15 protein-coding genes are annotated in these 15,430 nt (G+C 61.2%); 10 read left to right on the top strand and 5 right to left on the bottom strand.

The window, feature by feature from the left end; genetic code table 11:
• Nucleotides 1-101: 101 nt before the first annotated feature.
• Nucleotides 102-941: an SDR family oxidoreductase gene (locus PYH37_RS16100; RefSeq protein ID WP_280735915.1), complete on the top strand. Its 840-nt coding sequence runs from the start codon at nucleotides 102-104 to the stop codon at nucleotides 939-941.
• 43 nt (nucleotides 942-984) lie between these two features.
• Here PYH37_RS16100 and PYH37_RS16095 read toward each other — a convergent pair whose 3' ends face one another.
• Nucleotides 985-1,257, bottom strand: a complete 273-nt coding sequence (locus tag PYH37_RS16095; protein ID WP_280735914.1) for a DUF2798 domain-containing protein — start codon at nucleotides 1,255-1,257, stop codon at nucleotides 985-987.
• 142 nt (nucleotides 1,258-1,399) lie between these two features.
• Here PYH37_RS16095 and PYH37_RS16090 point away from each other — a divergent pair, with 142 nt between their 5' ends.
• From PYH37_RS16090 to PYH37_RS16080, 3 genes are all read left to right on the top strand, one after another.
• Complete coding sequence (locus tag PYH37_RS16090) at nucleotides 1,400-2,320, top strand: LysR family transcriptional regulator (RefSeq protein WP_280735913.1); 921 nt, start codon at nucleotides 1,400-1,402, stop codon at nucleotides 2,318-2,320.
• 120 nt (nucleotides 2,321-2,440) lie between these two features.
• Nucleotides 2,441-4,549, top strand: a complete 2,109-nt coding sequence (locus tag PYH37_RS16085) for a S9 family peptidase (protein WP_280735912.1) — start codon at nucleotides 2,441-2,443, stop codon at nucleotides 4,547-4,549.
• Between the two features lie 11 nt (nucleotides 4,550-4,560).
• Complete coding sequence (locus PYH37_RS16080; RefSeq protein WP_280735911.1) at nucleotides 4,561-5,088, top strand: DUF1697 domain-containing protein; 528 nt, start codon at nucleotides 4,561-4,563, stop codon at nucleotides 5,086-5,088.
• A 47-nt stretch (nucleotides 5,089-5,135) separates the two neighbouring features.
• Here PYH37_RS16080 and PYH37_RS16075 read toward each other — a convergent pair whose 3' ends face one another.
• Nucleotides 5,136-5,756 (bottom strand): TetR/AcrR family transcriptional regulator, encoded by a 621-nt coding sequence (locus PYH37_RS16075; protein ID WP_280735910.1) that lies wholly within the window; start codon nucleotides 5,754-5,756, stop codon nucleotides 5,136-5,138.
• Between the two features lie 229 nt (nucleotides 5,757-5,985).
• On the opposite strand from PYH37_RS16075, the gene PYH37_RS16070 reads away from it, so the two are divergent.
• The 6 genes from PYH37_RS16070 to PYH37_RS16045 all read left to right on the top strand — a co-directional run bounded on the left by PYH37_RS16070 (nucleotide 5,986) and on the right by PYH37_RS16045 (nucleotide 13,120).
• Nucleotides 5,986-6,942, top strand: a complete 957-nt coding sequence (locus PYH37_RS16070) for a homocysteine S-methyltransferase family protein (protein ID WP_280736065.1) — start codon at nucleotides 5,986-5,988, stop codon at nucleotides 6,940-6,942.
• A 140-nt stretch (nucleotides 6,943-7,082) separates the two neighbouring features.
• Nucleotides 7,083-8,588, top strand: a complete 1,506-nt coding sequence (locus tag PYH37_RS16065; RefSeq protein WP_280736064.1) for a protein adenylyltransferase SelO — start codon at nucleotides 7,083-7,085, stop codon at nucleotides 8,586-8,588.
• Between the two features lie 255 nt (nucleotides 8,589-8,843).
• The gene (locus PYH37_RS16060) at nucleotides 8,844-11,180 is read left to right on the top strand and encodes a glucose/quinate/shikimate family membrane-bound PQQ-dependent dehydrogenase (RefSeq protein ID WP_280735909.1); all 2,337 of its coding nucleotides are present in this window, start codon (nucleotides 8,844-8,846) and stop codon (nucleotides 11,178-11,180) included.
• A 133-nt stretch (nucleotides 11,181-11,313) separates the two neighbouring features.
• Nucleotides 11,314-11,727 (top strand): MerR family transcriptional regulator, encoded by a 414-nt coding sequence (locus PYH37_RS16055; protein ID WP_280735908.1) that lies wholly within the window; start codon nucleotides 11,314-11,316, stop codon nucleotides 11,725-11,727.
• Nucleotides 11,728-12,033: 306 nt separating this feature from the next.
• Nucleotides 12,034-12,537 (top strand): GNAT family N-acetyltransferase, encoded by a 504-nt coding sequence (locus PYH37_RS16050; RefSeq protein ID WP_280735907.1) that lies wholly within the window; start codon nucleotides 12,034-12,036, stop codon nucleotides 12,535-12,537.
• Between the two features lie 13 nt (nucleotides 12,538-12,550).
• Nucleotides 12,551-13,120, top strand: coding sequence for a DJ-1/PfpI family protein (locus PYH37_RS16045; protein WP_280735906.1), 570 nt, complete (start codon nucleotides 12,551-12,553; stop codon nucleotides 13,118-13,120).
• Between the two features lie 4 nt (nucleotides 13,121-13,124).
• Here the strand turns inward: PYH37_RS16045 and PYH37_RS16040 are convergent, their stop codons facing one another.
• The 3 genes from PYH37_RS16040 to PYH37_RS16030 form a co-directional block, all read right to left on the bottom strand.
• The gene (locus PYH37_RS16040) at nucleotides 13,125-14,039 is read right to left on the bottom strand and encodes a c-type cytochrome (protein WP_280735905.1); all 915 of its coding nucleotides are present in this window, start codon (nucleotides 14,037-14,039) and stop codon (nucleotides 13,125-13,127) included.
• Between the two features lie 85 nt (nucleotides 14,040-14,124).
• On the bottom strand, nucleotides 14,125-14,571 hold the full coding sequence (locus PYH37_RS16035) for a c-type cytochrome (RefSeq protein ID WP_280736063.1): 447 nt from the start codon (nucleotides 14,569-14,571) through the stop codon (nucleotides 14,125-14,127).
• A gap of 196 nt (nucleotides 14,572-14,767) precedes the next feature.
• Nucleotides 14,768-15,406 (bottom strand): LysE family translocator, encoded by a 639-nt coding sequence (locus PYH37_RS16030; protein ID WP_280735904.1) that lies wholly within the window; start codon nucleotides 15,404-15,406, stop codon nucleotides 14,768-14,770.
• Nucleotides 15,407-15,430 lie beyond the last annotated feature (24 nt).

Genomic DNA, 15,430 nt, shown 5'->3' with positions numbered 1-15,430 from the left:
CGATCAAGCCGGCGAAAGTGCCCTCCCTACCGCAACTTTCCGGCCCCCGCTTAGTTTCTCCCATAAACATGGTTGCATAAGTATACCTAGGGAGGCGAGAAATGGCAGGCAAAATTCTGGTGGTTGGCGCCAATGGGTCGGTCGGCAGCAAAGTGGTGCGAGCGCTCGCCGCGAAGGGCGAACGCGTCAAGGCTGCGAGCCGGAAGGGCTTGCCGGCGGCGGGCGCCGAGGCCGTGGCCTTTGACTATCGGGAGTGTTCCACGTACGGCCGGGCCCTCGATGGCGCAGACCGTATTTTCGTGATCGCACCGGCGGGCTGTTTGGATCCGGTCCAACTGCTGACGCCGATCATCCAGGCCGCAGCCGCACGTGGCATAAAGATCGTCCTCATGACCCTGCTCGGCCTCGAAGCCGATGACGATTTTCCCTACCGCCAGGTGGAACTCTTCGTCGAAAAGACCGGAGCGAAATTTGTGCTCATACGGCCCAATTGTTTTGCGGACAACTTCCATACCTATTGGCTCGAAGGCGTCCGGCGCGGGGCGATCACCGTGCCCGCGGCGGATGCCAAGGTCAGTTTCATCGACGCACGCGATGTCGCGGAAAGCGTGACAGCAGCGCTGACTAGCGATGTCTTCAACGGTCAGGCATTCAACACGACCGGCCCGGAGGCTTTGAGCTACGCTGAAGCCGCCGCAATTCTTTCGCGCGTCACCGGCAAGCCGATCACCTACAAGTCGGTCGATGACGAGACCTTCATCGCGATGCTCAGCGAGGGGGGTGTGCCGAAAGCCTATGCTCGGTATCTCGCGACCCTCTTCCGACCGGTGCGCGAGGGCCGGATGGCCGCGCCCACCGACGACGTTCAGAGGCTTACGGGCAAGCCGCCGCGTCCTTTCGAAACCTACGCCAGGGACAATGTTGCCGCCTTGATGGCGTGACATTCTCGCAGCACGGAAGTTGCCCGTTGGTAGCATCGCGATATCAGGCGTGCATCCGGCAGACCATGGCGACAAGTCGCAGGACGAGCGGACGAACGAGCAACACACAGACGAAGGCGACCGGCATTGCCAAGGCGTAGGCACTGACGACACGGGCCGGATAACCCGCATCGACACCGCTGTTGGAAGCGACGATCACACAACACATGAGAAAGGCCATGATCGCGGACATGAAAAAGGCAAAGACGACCGGCACGGCCTGCGGCGGCAATTTACGACTATTCACGGCGGGAAGCGGCATGGTGTCTTCCGACATGGAAAATCTCCCGAGAAAGGCGAAGAAACATTTCGTGTGGCTCCTCACTACGAAATGCGGCCGAGCGCCGGTAGTCCATTGCAGCCTTGTTCAGAGTTAGGCAAAACTATCGAATATGGATCTTTATTCGATGGAATAAGTTATGGACACCTTGCGCGGCGTTGAGAGTTTCGTCCGGAGCGTCGAGGAAGGCAGCATTGCTGCAGCCGCGCGCAAGCTCGGCATCACGCCGGCCGCCGCAAGCCAGAACATCGCGCGGCTCGAACGCACACTCGGCACGCGGCTTCTCAGCCGCACCACCCGGCAACTGGGGCTGACCGAAAGCGGGAGGATCTATTACGATCGTGTGCGCGGCGTGATCCACGACCTAGAGCAGGCCGCGGCTGCCGTTTCGATGCTCAACGACGAACCTAGAGGTTCGTTGAAAATCGCCTCATCCGTCACCTTCGGGCGCCATGTTATCGCGCCGCTGGTACCGCCCTTTGCCGCGAGACACCCGGACGTCTCGATAGAGCTGGTAATCACGGATCGAAGCACCGACCATATAGGCGAAGGGATAGACATCAGCATACGTTTCGGCCAGCAGCTCGAGCCCGGCCTGATAGCACGCAAGCTCGCCTCGGTGCCGATGATGATCTGCGCCGCGCCGTCTTATATCGCGCGGCGCGGCCGGCCGGAAACGCCGGAGGAGCTGCAGCATCATGACTGTCTGACCTATCGTTTTGCCGTGCACGGCCGGCTGTTTCGCTGGGGTTTCGTGCGTGACGGCGCGCGCTTCGAACCTGAGTTGCGCTCGACGATCATCAGCAACGACATCGACACGCTGGCACAGATGGCGATTGCCGGTGCGGGCGTCGCCCGGCTCGGCGCATTCATCGCCAACCCTCTGATCGAACAGGGCTTGCTCGTGCCGCTTTTTAGTGGCGACACGACGAGAGGGATCGCCAGCGTCGACCATGAGCCGCTCGATTTCTACGCATGTTTTCTAGACCGCCACGCGGAGACGCCGAAGATCCGCGCGTTCATCGAGCACGCTGTTAAGTCGCTGAAAGGGCGGTGGTAAGCTCTCGGAGATGCCGCCGCACTCGGTCCTTCACCGCCCGTAATGGCGCTTTCCGCTTGATAGCCACGGCGCCGCTCTCTATCTCATTGTCTCCCACCGAACCGACCCCGGAGATATTCCTTGTCCGTTTTCAAGAACCTGCCAATCGCACCCGTAGCTCCAAAAAAGCCGATAACGGATACCCGCCACGGCATAAGCCGGACCGACAACTACGCGTGGATGCGAGCGGACAACTGGCAGGCGATGTTCAAGGATCCCTCGATTCTCGACCCGGAGATCCGCCGGCATCTCGAAGCGGAAAATGACTACATGAACGCCGCGATGGCGGACACCAAGGACCTGCAGAAGACGCTCTTTGCCGAAATGCGCGGCCGCATCAAGGAGGACGATTCGTCCGTCCCGATGAAGGATGGCGCCTTCGCCTACGGCACATTCTATGTGACCGGCGGCGAACATCCCCGTTACTTCCGTGTCCCCCGAGAGGCAGCGGCAAGCGATGAGGCGATCCGCCAGGTGCTTCTCGACGGCGACAAGGAGGCCGAGGGCAAATCCTATTTCCGGCTCGCCGGTCTCGACCACTCCAGCGATCATTCTCGGGGACTCTGGGGATATGACGACAAGGGCTCCGAGTATTTCACCTTGAAGGTCCGCGACCTTGCGAGCGGCGAGGACCTCACCGACGTGATCGAAAATACCGGCGGCGGCGGTGCATGGGACCCGGACGGCAAGAGCTTCTTCTACACCGTGCTCGACGAAAACCATCGGCCGTCCAAAATCTTTCATCACGTCATCGGAACGCCCCAGGCGGATGACCGGCTTGTCTATGAAGAAGAGGACCCTGGTTTCTTCATGTCGGTCGGCGGCTCGCTGCTCGACGACTTCATCTACATCGATATCCACGACCATGAGACCAGCGAATACCGGCTGCTCTCGACCAAGGACCTGACCGCTGAGCCGCGGCTCGTGGCGAGGCGTGTGACCGGCCTCGAATATTCGATGACCGAAGGCGGTGACGTTTTCTACATTCTTACCAATGCCGACGGCGCCAAGGATTTCAAGATCATGGAAGCGCCGGTGGAAGCGCCGCGGAAGGAAAACTGGCGCGAGGTCGTGCCGCACAGGCCGGGCACGCTGATCCTCAACCACATGGCCTACGCCCGCCACCTCGTCTGGCTGCAGCGGCGAGAGGGCCTGCCGGAAATCGTCGTCCGCGACCGCCGCACCGGCGAGGAGCACGCGATCGCCTTTGCGGAGGAAGCCTATTCTCTGGGTCTCTCCGGAGCGGCCGAGTACGACACCGACGTCATCCGCTTCTCCTATTCCTCGATGACCACGCCTTCGCAGCTTTTTGACTACAACATGCAGACGCGCGAGCGCAGGCTGCTCAAGACTCAGGAAGTGCCATCCGGCCACAATGCCGCCGACTACGTGGCCCGCCGGGTCTTCGCTCCGGCACCGGATGGCGCCGAAGTGCCGGTTACGCTTCTATACCGGAAGGATACGCCGCTCGACGGTTCCGCGCCCTGCCTGCTCTACGGCTACGGCGCCTACGGCATCACCATTCCAGCGGGCTTCAACACCAACTGCCTATCGCTGGTCGACCGCGGTTTCGTCTACGCCGTCGCTCACGTCCGCGGCGGCAAGGACAAGGGCTTCCAGTGGTACGAAGACGGCAAGATGGCGAAGAAGATCAATACCTTCAAAGACTTCATCGCCGCCGCTGATTATCTGAGTCAGGAGAAGTTCACATCGCACGCGAACATCATCGCCGAGGGAGGCTCAGCAGGCGGCATGCTCATGGGCGCGATTGCCAATATGGCGCCCGAGAAGTTCAAGGGCATCATCGCCGCCGTGCCCTTCGTCGACGTTTTAAACACCATGCTCGACGATACGTTGCCTCTGACGCCGCCGGAATGGCCCGAATGGGGCAACCCGATCGAAAGCATGGAATTCTACAACATCATCGCCAGCTACTCTCCCTATGACAACGTCGAGGCGAAGCCCTACCCCGCCATCCTGGCGCTCGGAGGCCTGACCGACCCGCGCGTGACCTATTGGGAACCCGCAAAATGGGTAGCGAAGCTGCGCGATAGAACCACAGCGGGCGATCCCATCCTGTTGAAGACCAACATGGATGCCGGTCACGGCGGCGCCTCCGGACGTTTCCAGAGACTGGAGGAGATCGCTTTCGAATACGCCTTCGCCATCAAGGTCGCGGGCAAGATGTAGGAGGAATGGACGTGCCGGTTTATGTCGCGTTGCTCCGGGCGGTCAATGTCGGCGGCACCGGCACGCTTCCCATGGCGGAGCTGGGGGCCATCTGCGAAGGTCTCGGCTTCACCGACGTGCGGACCTATATCCAGAGCGGCAACGTGATCTTCCGCTCCGAACTTGCCGAAGCCGAGGTGCAGAAGAGGCTCGAGGACGCGTTGGCGGCAAAGATGGGGAAAGCCCCCGGTGTCGTCCTTCGCAGTCGTCGCGAGCTCGAGGCGATTGCGGCAAACGCGCCGTTTCCCGACGCCAAGCCGAACTTCCTGCTGATCACCTTTCTGCCGCAGCCCCCTCCGGCCGACGCGCTCGACAAACTGGTCGCTCCAGATGGGGAACAGGTGCAGATCGATGGGCGAGAGATCTACATTCAATTTCCCAACGGATCCGGACGATCCAAGCTCAAGCTGCCGGCGCTGAAACCTGGCACGGCGCGCAATCTCAATACAGTGCGAAAATTGGCGGAAATGGCCGCGGCACTGGAGGACGGGACCGCGTAGGTTCCCACGGCGCCGCGTGCTTATTCGGAGGCGGATCCAGTGGAACGTCACGCCTGCATCGCCGGTTGGAACAGCAGGCGCACGAAGCTGCGAAAGACAAGCAGCTGCTCTGGCAGACTTTTCGGCTCCTTCAGCGCCTTCGAAAGCACTATGCCGCCCTCGAGAACAGTCGAAACCATGTCCGCGAGTTGATCGGCGTCGAGCGGCTCCCGAGGCCTGTAGATTTGCATGATGTCCCGGAACATCGCGCTGAAACGCCGGCGCCACATCAGCGCCGCCTGTCGATTGATTTCCCGGATCTCACGATCGAACGCCCGCTCCTGGGTGCACATGGTCGCGACCAGACAGCCGGGATGTCCGTTCGGCAGGTCCGAGAGCAGTTCCGACAATAGCTTGAGGCCAAGCAGAAAAGCCTGCAACGGATCGTCAGCGAGCTGACGGGCGCGGCCGAAGATTTCGTCGTAAATGCGTTCGTCGTTCTCGATGTAGCGCTCGAGAAGCGCTTTGGCGAGTTCGTTCTTGTCACGGAAATGATAGAAGAAACCGCTCTTGGTAATACCGATTTCGACGATCAGCTCGTCGATCGAGGTCGCGCCGAAACCCTTTGCCAGCACGGCGGTCTCGGCGGCATCGAGGATCTTCGTGCGCGTTTCCTCACCCTTTCGCATGGCCGCTCCTGTACCGTCGGTACGGTTTTCCATTCGGGAAACGGCGGGAGCATCCCCCGCCGCGACTGAAATCCTACGGCAAGTTCCTGATGTTACAGCGATATGCGGATATTTCGGCCATAGTATACCGCAAGTCCGCTAGTTTAGCAGATGATAAAGAGGCAGAAATGCCATCCGACCTCGCACCGGAACGTGTGGGAAGCACAGGAGGGAAAAAGTGGAACAGGAGTTGGCAAAGTACAGACACGAGCTGCCGCTCTTACGAGGAGGCACATTCCTCAGCGACGGCGGCATGGAGACGACGCTGATCTTTCACGAGGGAGTTGAACTGCCGCATTTCGCATCCTTCGTCCTTCTGTCGTCGGCGGAAGGGCGCCGGCAGCTCTTGCGCTACTACACGCGCTATCTCGACATCGCCCGACGTCATGACACCGGCTTCGTGCTCGACACGGCCACATGGCGCGCCAACGCCGATTGGGGCGAGAAGCTCGGCTACGACGCCGACGCGCTGACGCGGGTCAATCGGGATGCCGTGTATCTGCTCACGGAACTGCGCGCCGAATACGAGCGTCCGCAGGCGCCGATCGTTCTCAGCGGGGCAATCGGACCGAGGGGCGATGGCTACAAGGCCGGCAGGATGAAGGCCGATGAAGCGGAGGATTATCATAGCGCACAGATTGCCGCATTTGCCGCGAGCGAGGCCGACATGGTGGCAGCCTACACGCTGACCAATATCGACGAGGCGATCGGCATTGCCCGCGCGGCCAGCAACCATCGGATGCCCTGCGCCATATCGTTTACCGTTGAGACCGACGGCCGGCTCGTTACGGGCCGTTCGTTGCAGGAGGCGATCGAAACGGTGGATGCGGAGACGGACGGCTATCCGCACTACTACATGGTCAACTGCGCGCATCCGAACCATTTCGAATCCAGCTTCGACCATGGCCGCGCATGGGTGCAGCGCATCGGCGGCATACGCGCCAACGCGTCGACGAAAAGTCATGCCGAGCTCGATGAAAGCGAGACGTTGGATATGGGCGACACGTTCGATCTCGCGCAGCGCTACCGCGCGCTGGCCAGGCGCATGCCGCATCTTCGCATCTTGGGCGGCTGCTGCGGCACCGACCACCGCCATATCGCGGCCATATGCGAAGCCTGCCTGCCGCCGTCCATGCTCAGCGCCTGACAGGAAGCTTCGTTTCCTTCCCTCCCGCGATAAGGGCGGGAGGGGTCCAATCGGTTTCAACCCTCGCGAAAAGGGGATCGGTCGTGTAGACTTGTCATGAAAGGGCGGCCGGCTTTGTTTGCCCGTGCCGATGGATCATGATGAATTACGTGCCGCCGCAATCGCCCTCGGAGACAGCCCCCTTCCGCTTCGACAACAGCTACGCGCGGCTGCCTGCAACCTTCTACGCGCGCCTCGAACCGACGCCAGTGGCAGAACCCTGGTTGGTCAAGCTCAACCGGCCACTCGCCGAAGAATTGGGCCTCGATATCGAAGCACTCGAGCGCGATGGGGCGGCAATCTTTTCCGGCAATAAGGTTCCAACTGGAGCGGAACCGCTCGCCATGGCCTATGCCGGCCATCAGTTCGGCACCTTCGTTCCCCAACTCGGCGACGGGCGTGCGATTCTCCTTGGCGAGGTGATCGACCGCAATGGCCGGCGGCGCGACATCCAGCTCAAGGGATCCGGCCAAACGCCCTATTCCCGCCGCGGCGACGGGCGAGCGGCGCTTGGGCCGGTGCTACGGGAATATATCGTCAGCGAAGCCATGCACGCATTCGGTGTACCGACGACCCGTGCGCTGGCCGCTACTGTCACCGGCCAGCCCGTTTATCGTGAACAGATCCTGCCTGGCGCCGTCTTCACCCGTGTTGCGGCCAGCCATGTCCGCGTCGGCACCTTTCAATTCTTTGCCGCTCGCGGCGATACGGAATCCGTCAGGACGCTCGCCGATTATGTAATCGGTCGCCACTACCCGGAGTTGAAAGAAGACGAGAGACCGTATCTTTCGCTCTTCAAGGCAGTCGCGGCGCGGCAAGCGGCATTGATTGCCCGCTGGCTCCATATCGGCTTCATCCATGGCGTGATGAATACCGATAACATGACGGTTTCCGGCGAGACGATCGACTTCGGTCCCTGCGCGTTCATGGATACCTTTGATCCGAAGAAGGTGTTCAGCTCGATCGATCAGTTCGGTCGCTACGCCTACGCCAACCAGCCGGCCATTGGCCAGTGGAACCTCGCGCGTCTCGCCGAAACGCTGGTACCGCTGTTCGATCCGGTCGCAGACACAGCGGTCAATTTCGCCAACGATACGCTGAGTGAATACGGCACAATCTTCCAGAGCCATTGGCTCGACGGCATGCGCCGCAAGATCGGCCTTTCGACGGCGGAGGATGGGGATCTCGAACTCATCCAGTCGCTGTTGACGCTGATGCATAACGGCAACGCCGATTTCACTCTTACTTTCCGGCAGCTTGCAGCGTCGGCGGAAGACGAGCACGCGGACACGGCCCTTACCGATCTGTTCGACAACCGGACCGCGCCTTCATCGTGGCTCAATGACTGGCGTCGGCGGCTTGCGCGCGAGCCGATGGAAGCGGGCGCGCGCAGATCGGCGATGCGGGCCGTCAATCCGGCGTTCATTCCGCGCAACCACCGGGTCGAACAGGCGATTGACGCGGCGATCCGTGATGCGGATTTCTCACTCTTCGAGGCACTTCTCGACGTGACCTCCAGACCCTATGAGGACCAGCCGGAGCACGCAGCTTATGCGGAGCCGCCGCAACCCGGCGAAGAGGTGCTGCAGACCTTCTGCGGGACCTAGGTGTTCAGGCCCGGTTAAAGACCCCATCACTGCGAATTGCAGACTGTCGTTGCGGTTGAAGTGGCCATTGAAAGGCACGCTCATTGCGTTAACTTTCCGAACGGCACTACCGGTTGAAACCGCTTAGCAGCGGACGTTGCGATCCGATCGCGATGGTCGACCGGAACTGCTTCGCCTCTTCCGGGCCCGGCCGGGCCCGCCCGCAGGATTCATGGGTGCTTCTCCGCACCTCTTCAACTCGGGAGTTTTGCCCTCATGGTCATTGTCCTGACGGCCATTCTTTTTGCTCTGATCGGCCTTGCGATCGGCGCAGGAGGTGCGCAGCTCGTGATGCTCGGAGGTAGTCCGTACTATCTCATCGCCGGCTTGGGCTTTCTGCTCACCGCGTACCTGCTTTTCCGTCGGCGCGCCGCGGCACTTTGGGTCTATTCACTGCTCGTCCTCGGCTCGCTTGCCTGGGCCGTCTGGGAGGTCGGCTTCGACTGGTGGCAGCTCGGCCCGCGGGGCGGCGTCATCATCCTGCTTGGTCTCTGGCTGCTCGCCCCCTGGATCCGGCGGCCGCTCGGCTTCGTCAGCCCGTCCGGCGAGCGCTATCTCGCCAGTGCCTGGCCGCTGGCGCTGGCGAGCCTGGTCTCGATCTGCGTCGCCGCGTTCTCGATGACACAAGATCTCCACGGTATTCGCGGAGATCTGCCGAGTGACATCATCACCGCCAATCCCAATCTCGGCGGCAACGTACCGCCCGGCGAATGGCATCAATACGGCAGGACGCCTTTTGGCCAGCGCTACTCGCCGCTCACCGAGATCCATACGGAAAATGTCGCGAGCCTCAAGGTCGCCTGGCAATACCAGACCGGCGACGTGAAGCTGCCTGACGATGTCGGCGAAACAACCTATCAGGTGACGCCTCTGAAGGTGAAGGACACACTCTACATGTGCACGCCCCACAACTGGGCAATCGCGCTGGACGCCGCGACGGGCAAGGAGAAATGGAAGTACGATTCCAACTCCGGTATGAATCCGGACCGCCAGCACCAGACCTGCCGCGGCGTTACCTACTGGACTGATCCGGCGGCCGCGCCCGGCAGCGCCTGCGCCGAGCGCGTCTATCTGCCGACATCGGATGCGCGCCTGATCGCGCTCGATGCCGCGACCGGCGAGGTCTGCACCAGCTTTGCCGACAACGGCGTCCTGCATCTCGAACAGGGAATGAGATACAACCCGGCCGGCTACTACTATTCGACATCGCCGCCGGTTGCTGTTGCCGGCAAGATCATTGTCGGGGGCGCGGTCAACGACAATTACTCGACGCAGGAACAGTCCGGCGTCATCCGCGCCTTCGACATCAACAGCGGTGCGCTGATCTGGAACTGGGACAGCGGCAATCCCAACCAGACAGCGCCCTTGCCGCCTGGCCAATTCTACACCACGAATTCGCCGAACAGTTGGTCCGTCTCATCGGTCGACGAGGGCTTGGGGCTGATCTACGTGCCGCTCGGCAATCAGGTCCCGGACCAGCTCGGCATGGGACGCAGTGAGCATGTGGAGAAATATTCCTCTTCGATCGTCGCGCTCGACATCAATACGGGTGCGGTGCGCTGGGTGCGCCAGACGGTGCACCATGACCTTTGGGATATGGATGTTCCGGCGCAGCCAACTCTCCTCGACATCACGAAAGAGGATGGAACCGTCGTGCCAGCCTTGGTCGGACCGACCAAGCAAGGGGATATTTATGTTCTTGACCGCCGGAGCGGAGAACCGATCATTCCGGTCGAGGAGGTCCCCGCTCCCGGCGGTGCTATCCCCGAGGATTTCACCGCACCGACGCAGCCTGTCTCGGGCCTCACCTTCACGCCCGCGCCGCTCAGCGAGCGGGACATGTGGGGCATCACCATGTTCGACCAGCTCGCCTGCCGCATCGAATTCCATTCATTGAAATATGAGGGCCGCTTCACACCGCCGTCGGTGGAAGGCACGCTCGTCTATCCCGGTAATTTCGGCACCTTCAACTGGGGCTCGGTCGCGGTCGATCCGGAACGCCAGGTCATGTTTGGGATGCCGACCTATCTCGCCTTCACCTCGCGGCTTGTCCCGCGCGACCAGATCCCGCCCAAGGGCGAAGGCGAAAAAGGGAGCGAGCAAGGGCTGAACCGCAACGAAGGGGCGCCTTTCGGCGTCTATATGGGCCCGTTCCTCGGGCCCTTGCAGATCCCCTGCCAGGCGCCGCCATGGGGCTATGTCGCGGGCGCCGATCTCAGGACCGGCAAGATCGCCTACAAGCACAGGAACGGCACGGTCTACGACATGACACCGCTTCCGCTGCCGTTCAAGCTCGGCGTGCCGGGCATCGGCGGCCCGATCGTCACCAAGGGCGGCGTCGCCTTTCTGGGCGCTTCCGTCGACAATTTTTTCAGGGCTTATGACCTCACCACGGGCCGGCAGCTCTGGGAGGCGCGGCTGCCGGCAGGCGGCCAGTCGACGCCGATGACCTATACGGTCGGCGACAAACAATACGTGCTGATCGTAGCCGGCGGGCACGGTTCGGTCGGCACAAAGCCGGGCGACTACGTCATCGCCTACACGTTGCCTTGACCCACGACATGCTCCCTCGGCTCGGCGTAGATCCGAGGAGCATGAACTCCTTCAAGGTGTTGCAGCGTATTGATGGATAGAAACCGGCGCCTTATCTAAAGCTCTAGAAGCTAGAGCTAGTCTAGGAGCTCAAATGTATTCGATCGGCGACCTTTCCCGACGCACGGGTGTGAAAATCCCGACAATTCGCTACTACGAGCAAATGGGACTGCTTGCGGCGCCCGAACGCTCGGAAGGCAATCAGCGGCGCTATGAAAAGCGGGAGCTCGAACGCCTCGCCTTCATTCGCCACGCGCGTGATTTGGGACTTTCGATCGATGCGATCCGCGAGCTCCTGGCACTCAGCCAGCATCCGGAACGACCCTGCGGGGAGGCAGACCGAATAGCAACGGAACATCTCGCTTCCGTGCGGGAAAGGATCTCCCGACTGAGAAAACTAGAGCATGAGCTTGAGCGTATCGTCGCCTGCCATGGCGATCACACGATCGGCGATTGCTATGTCATTCGGGCACTCGCCGATCACTCTATGTGCGATAGCGAGCACTGATCGACTCAGCACTGCAGCGTTCCTTAAATCGAAATCGATTTAATGATAAACCATGCAGCAGTTCAAAGTGTTACAGCGACCTTTGTGTGTCTGAAAGACCACGGCGCTGTAAGGGTCGAGCGAAATCCCGTTGACAAATTCCTGGAAATGAACAATCTACGCGCATGATCAAGAACGCACCCATTTGCCGCGCGTATTTTTGGCTGTTCCGATAGGAGCGGCCTGCTGATCATATCAACAAGGCCGCCATCAGGCGGCTTTTGTTTTTCACGGCACCTGATGGCGGTAGAACCGTAGGAGCCGAGAATGCTGCAGACTGCCACCGCTAACCTTCATCCCATGCCATCCACGCGAGCGTCCATGGTGACGATTCGCTGCGCCAAGCTCCGCGATCTCCCCGAACTGCGAGAGATGATAGCAGAGCTTGCCGCCCACCACGGCGATGCCGCTCCGATAACGCCGGAACGGCTTGAGAGGGACCTTTTCGGCCGTACGCCCTGGATAACCGCGCTCGTTGCGGAAGCCGGCAATCAATTGATCGGCTACGCGATACTCGTCCCCCAATACCGGGCGGCCGAAGGCATGCGCGGCATGGAACTGCATCACCTCTTCGTGCGCCCCGGTCATCGCGGCACCGGCATCGGCCGCCACCTCGTCGCCAAAGCCCGCGAGCAGGCGAAGATAGCCGGCTGCGAGTATCTTTCGGTCAGCGCCGCTACCGGCAATTTCCAGGCGCATCACTTCTACGAGTCCGAACGTTTCGTGCCGCGTCCGGTGACCGGCATGCGTTATTTGCAGAAGCTCGGCTGAGCGGGAGGACCGGATGCGTCTGGCGATCGTTTTGACAGAAGGGTTTGCCGACTGGGAATGTGCGCTGTTGATGGCCACGGCGCGCACCGAGTTCGGCCTCGACATGCTTATTGCCGCACCTGAAGGCACGGTTGTGACATCGATGGGCGGACTTTGCATCACACCGCATCTGCCGACGAAAACGCTTACACCGGCGGAGTTCGATGGTCTTGTGCTTTGCGGCGGGCCGATCTGGGAAACCGCCGCAGCGCCCGATCTCACGGCCACCATCCGTGCCTTTCACGGGGAGGATCGCGTGGTGGCAGCGATTTGCGGCGCAACACTTGCGCTCGCCGCCAGCGGCATTCTCGACGCGGCGGACCATACCGGCAACGCGGCCGAGAGCCTTTCGAGGGTCCCCGGCTATCGCGGGCAAGCGCACTACTGCGATCAGCCGCAAGCGCTTCGCAGCGGTCGATTGGTGACGGCTGCGGGCACCGCACCGGTCAGCTTCACGGCCGAGATTTTCCATGCACTCGGCCTCGGTTCGGAGGAACTGGACGGCTATCTTGCGCGCTTCGGCAAGGAGCATCTGCTCACCTGAGCACCTATTGCGCTGGCAGCGCTTTCAGATAGGCAGCGATCGCTTCACGGTCGGACGGCGGAAGCCTTGCCATGTTTTTCTGCACCTCGACCATCAAGCCACCGACCGTATCGAATTCCGGCGTGAATCCTGTTTCCAGGTAGGAGGCGATGTCGGACGCGCTCCAACTGCCGATGCTTTTCGAGCCCGGCGTGATATCGGGGATGCGACCCTTGCCTTCCGGATTCGGCGCGCCCGCCAGCCACTTGCCTGCCTCGAATCCACCGAGCGCATTGCGGGGCGTATGGCATTCGCCGCAATGGCCGGGACCTTCGACGAGATATTGCCCGCGGGCGAGCTTGGCGTCGGCGGTATTTATCTCAACGCGCGGCTCGTCATCGAAGAACAGCAGCTTCCAGACGCCGACAGCGAGGCGGATATTGTAGGGAAACGGCAATTCATGGGGTGGCGCCGCATTGGCACTTTTCGGCAACGTCTGCAAATATCCCCAGAGATCGTTGACGTCCCTGACGGTCATCCGTGCGTAGGAGCCGTAGGGGAAAGACGGATAGAGATGTTCTCCGCTTCTTCCGATGCCGCGCGTCACGGCGTCGCCGAACTCCGCAAGCGTCCAACTGCCGATGCCGGCGGTCTCATCGGGCGAGATGTTCGGGACATGGAAGGTGCCGAAGGGACTTTTCAGGATCCGTCCCCCCGAAAGTACGAGCCGGGCATCGTCCTGCGCCCCCGGCGCGGCATGACAACTGGCGCAGCCCCCGGCCCAGAAGACCTGCTCGCCGTTGGCAAGATCCGGCTCGCCAATATCCTGCCAGTAGGCCTCATCCCGTGGCGCCGGTTTCGTCAGCCACCAGAAGGCACCGGCGCCCGCAACCGCCAGCAGGACCAGACCAGACATCAGCTTCCTTGTTCGCCGGCCCATTGACACCCCTTCAGGCTTCAAACGCAGACAAGAATGCGCCGGTCGGACCGGCGCATCTTAACGGTGGGATCGGAAGAAGCGGTTGTCACTCTTTTTTCAGACGATAGGTCTCGTGACAGCTACCGCAATCCTTGCCGAGAACGCCGAGGGCGGCGCCGACGCCGGCCTGATCGGCGGGAAGCTCGGCAAGAAGCTTCTCGGCATCGCTGCCCAGCTTGGCGGCCTTCGCTTTGAAGTCACCCATGTTCTCCCAAATCTTCGGACTCGCTTCGGTCTCCATGCCGGTTTCCGAACCCTCCGGGAAATGGTTCGGGAAGATTTTCACCGTCTCGCTGATCGTCGCCAGCGATGCCTTGACGATGTCGGCATCGTACGGCTTTTCGCCCTTGGCGATACCACTGAGGGCGCCGGCAGCGGCTCCGACTTTCTTCATCAATTGCTGGCGGACCGCTTGGGGTTCGTCCGCTGCAGTGACAGCAGTAACACCAACGCCTGCCAGGACGGCAGCAAGCATAAAAGCTCGTATCTTCATCATGGTCTCCCGGTTATTCGAACCCGCTTCTGCGGCAGTCCGTTGAAGCGCCGGCATGATGGCATTTTGGTCTTTCGACGGAAGTAACATTTTCTTGAAGTGCTTGTCATTTCAGCATAAATCGACGGCAGATTACCTCGCGCTGCGACGCTTTTTCCGCCTACGGCATAATGTCAGCATCGCAGTGGGCCGCACGTTACCTAGCGCCGATCCACCCCTGCCATACGGTGAAAGCTGCGATAACAACAAGCAGAAGGCCGGCGGCGCGACCGATCGCGACCGTGGCGCCCGGGCTGCCGACGAGCAGATCCCGGCCGCGCCCTGCGGCAAGCGCGAGCCCGCCGTAGACGGCAAGCTGCGTCAAGGCGATCATCACGGCCATGACGGCAGCCTGGGACCAGACCGGACCGAATTGCGGCCGCAGGAACTGCGGATAGACGGCCAGCATGAAGAGATAGGCTTTGGGGTTCATCAGGCTTGTAAGCGCCCCTTGTCGAAAGCTCGCCCAGTGCGACAGTCTTGCGCCGCTCTCGAGGCTGCCGATGGTGATGGAACTGCGGAGAAGAGAAAAGCCGATCCAGGCGATGTAGGCGGCACCGGCGACAAGCAGAACGTTGAACAACTGCGGCACCAGATGAAGGATAACGCTGACGCCGAGTGCGGCATAGAGCGTGTGCAGCACACCGCCCGCCATGATGCCGGCCGTCGCCGACAGGCCGGAGGACCGCCCGCCGGTCACTGCGTTGGCGAGCACGAATACCATATCCATGCCGGGTACAACGATGATGCCGAAGAGTAGAGTGAAGAAAAGCCAGAGATTTTCAGCGTAGCTCATGTCAGTTGCCTGTCAAATTTCTAT

The sequence above is a fragment of the Sinorhizobium numidicum genome (genome assembly GCF_029892045.1).
GTDB classification, from domain to species: Bacteria; Pseudomonadota; Alphaproteobacteria; order Rhizobiales; family Rhizobiaceae; genus Sinorhizobium; species Sinorhizobium numidicum.
This window is presented reverse-complemented; position numbering and strand designations above follow the sequence as displayed.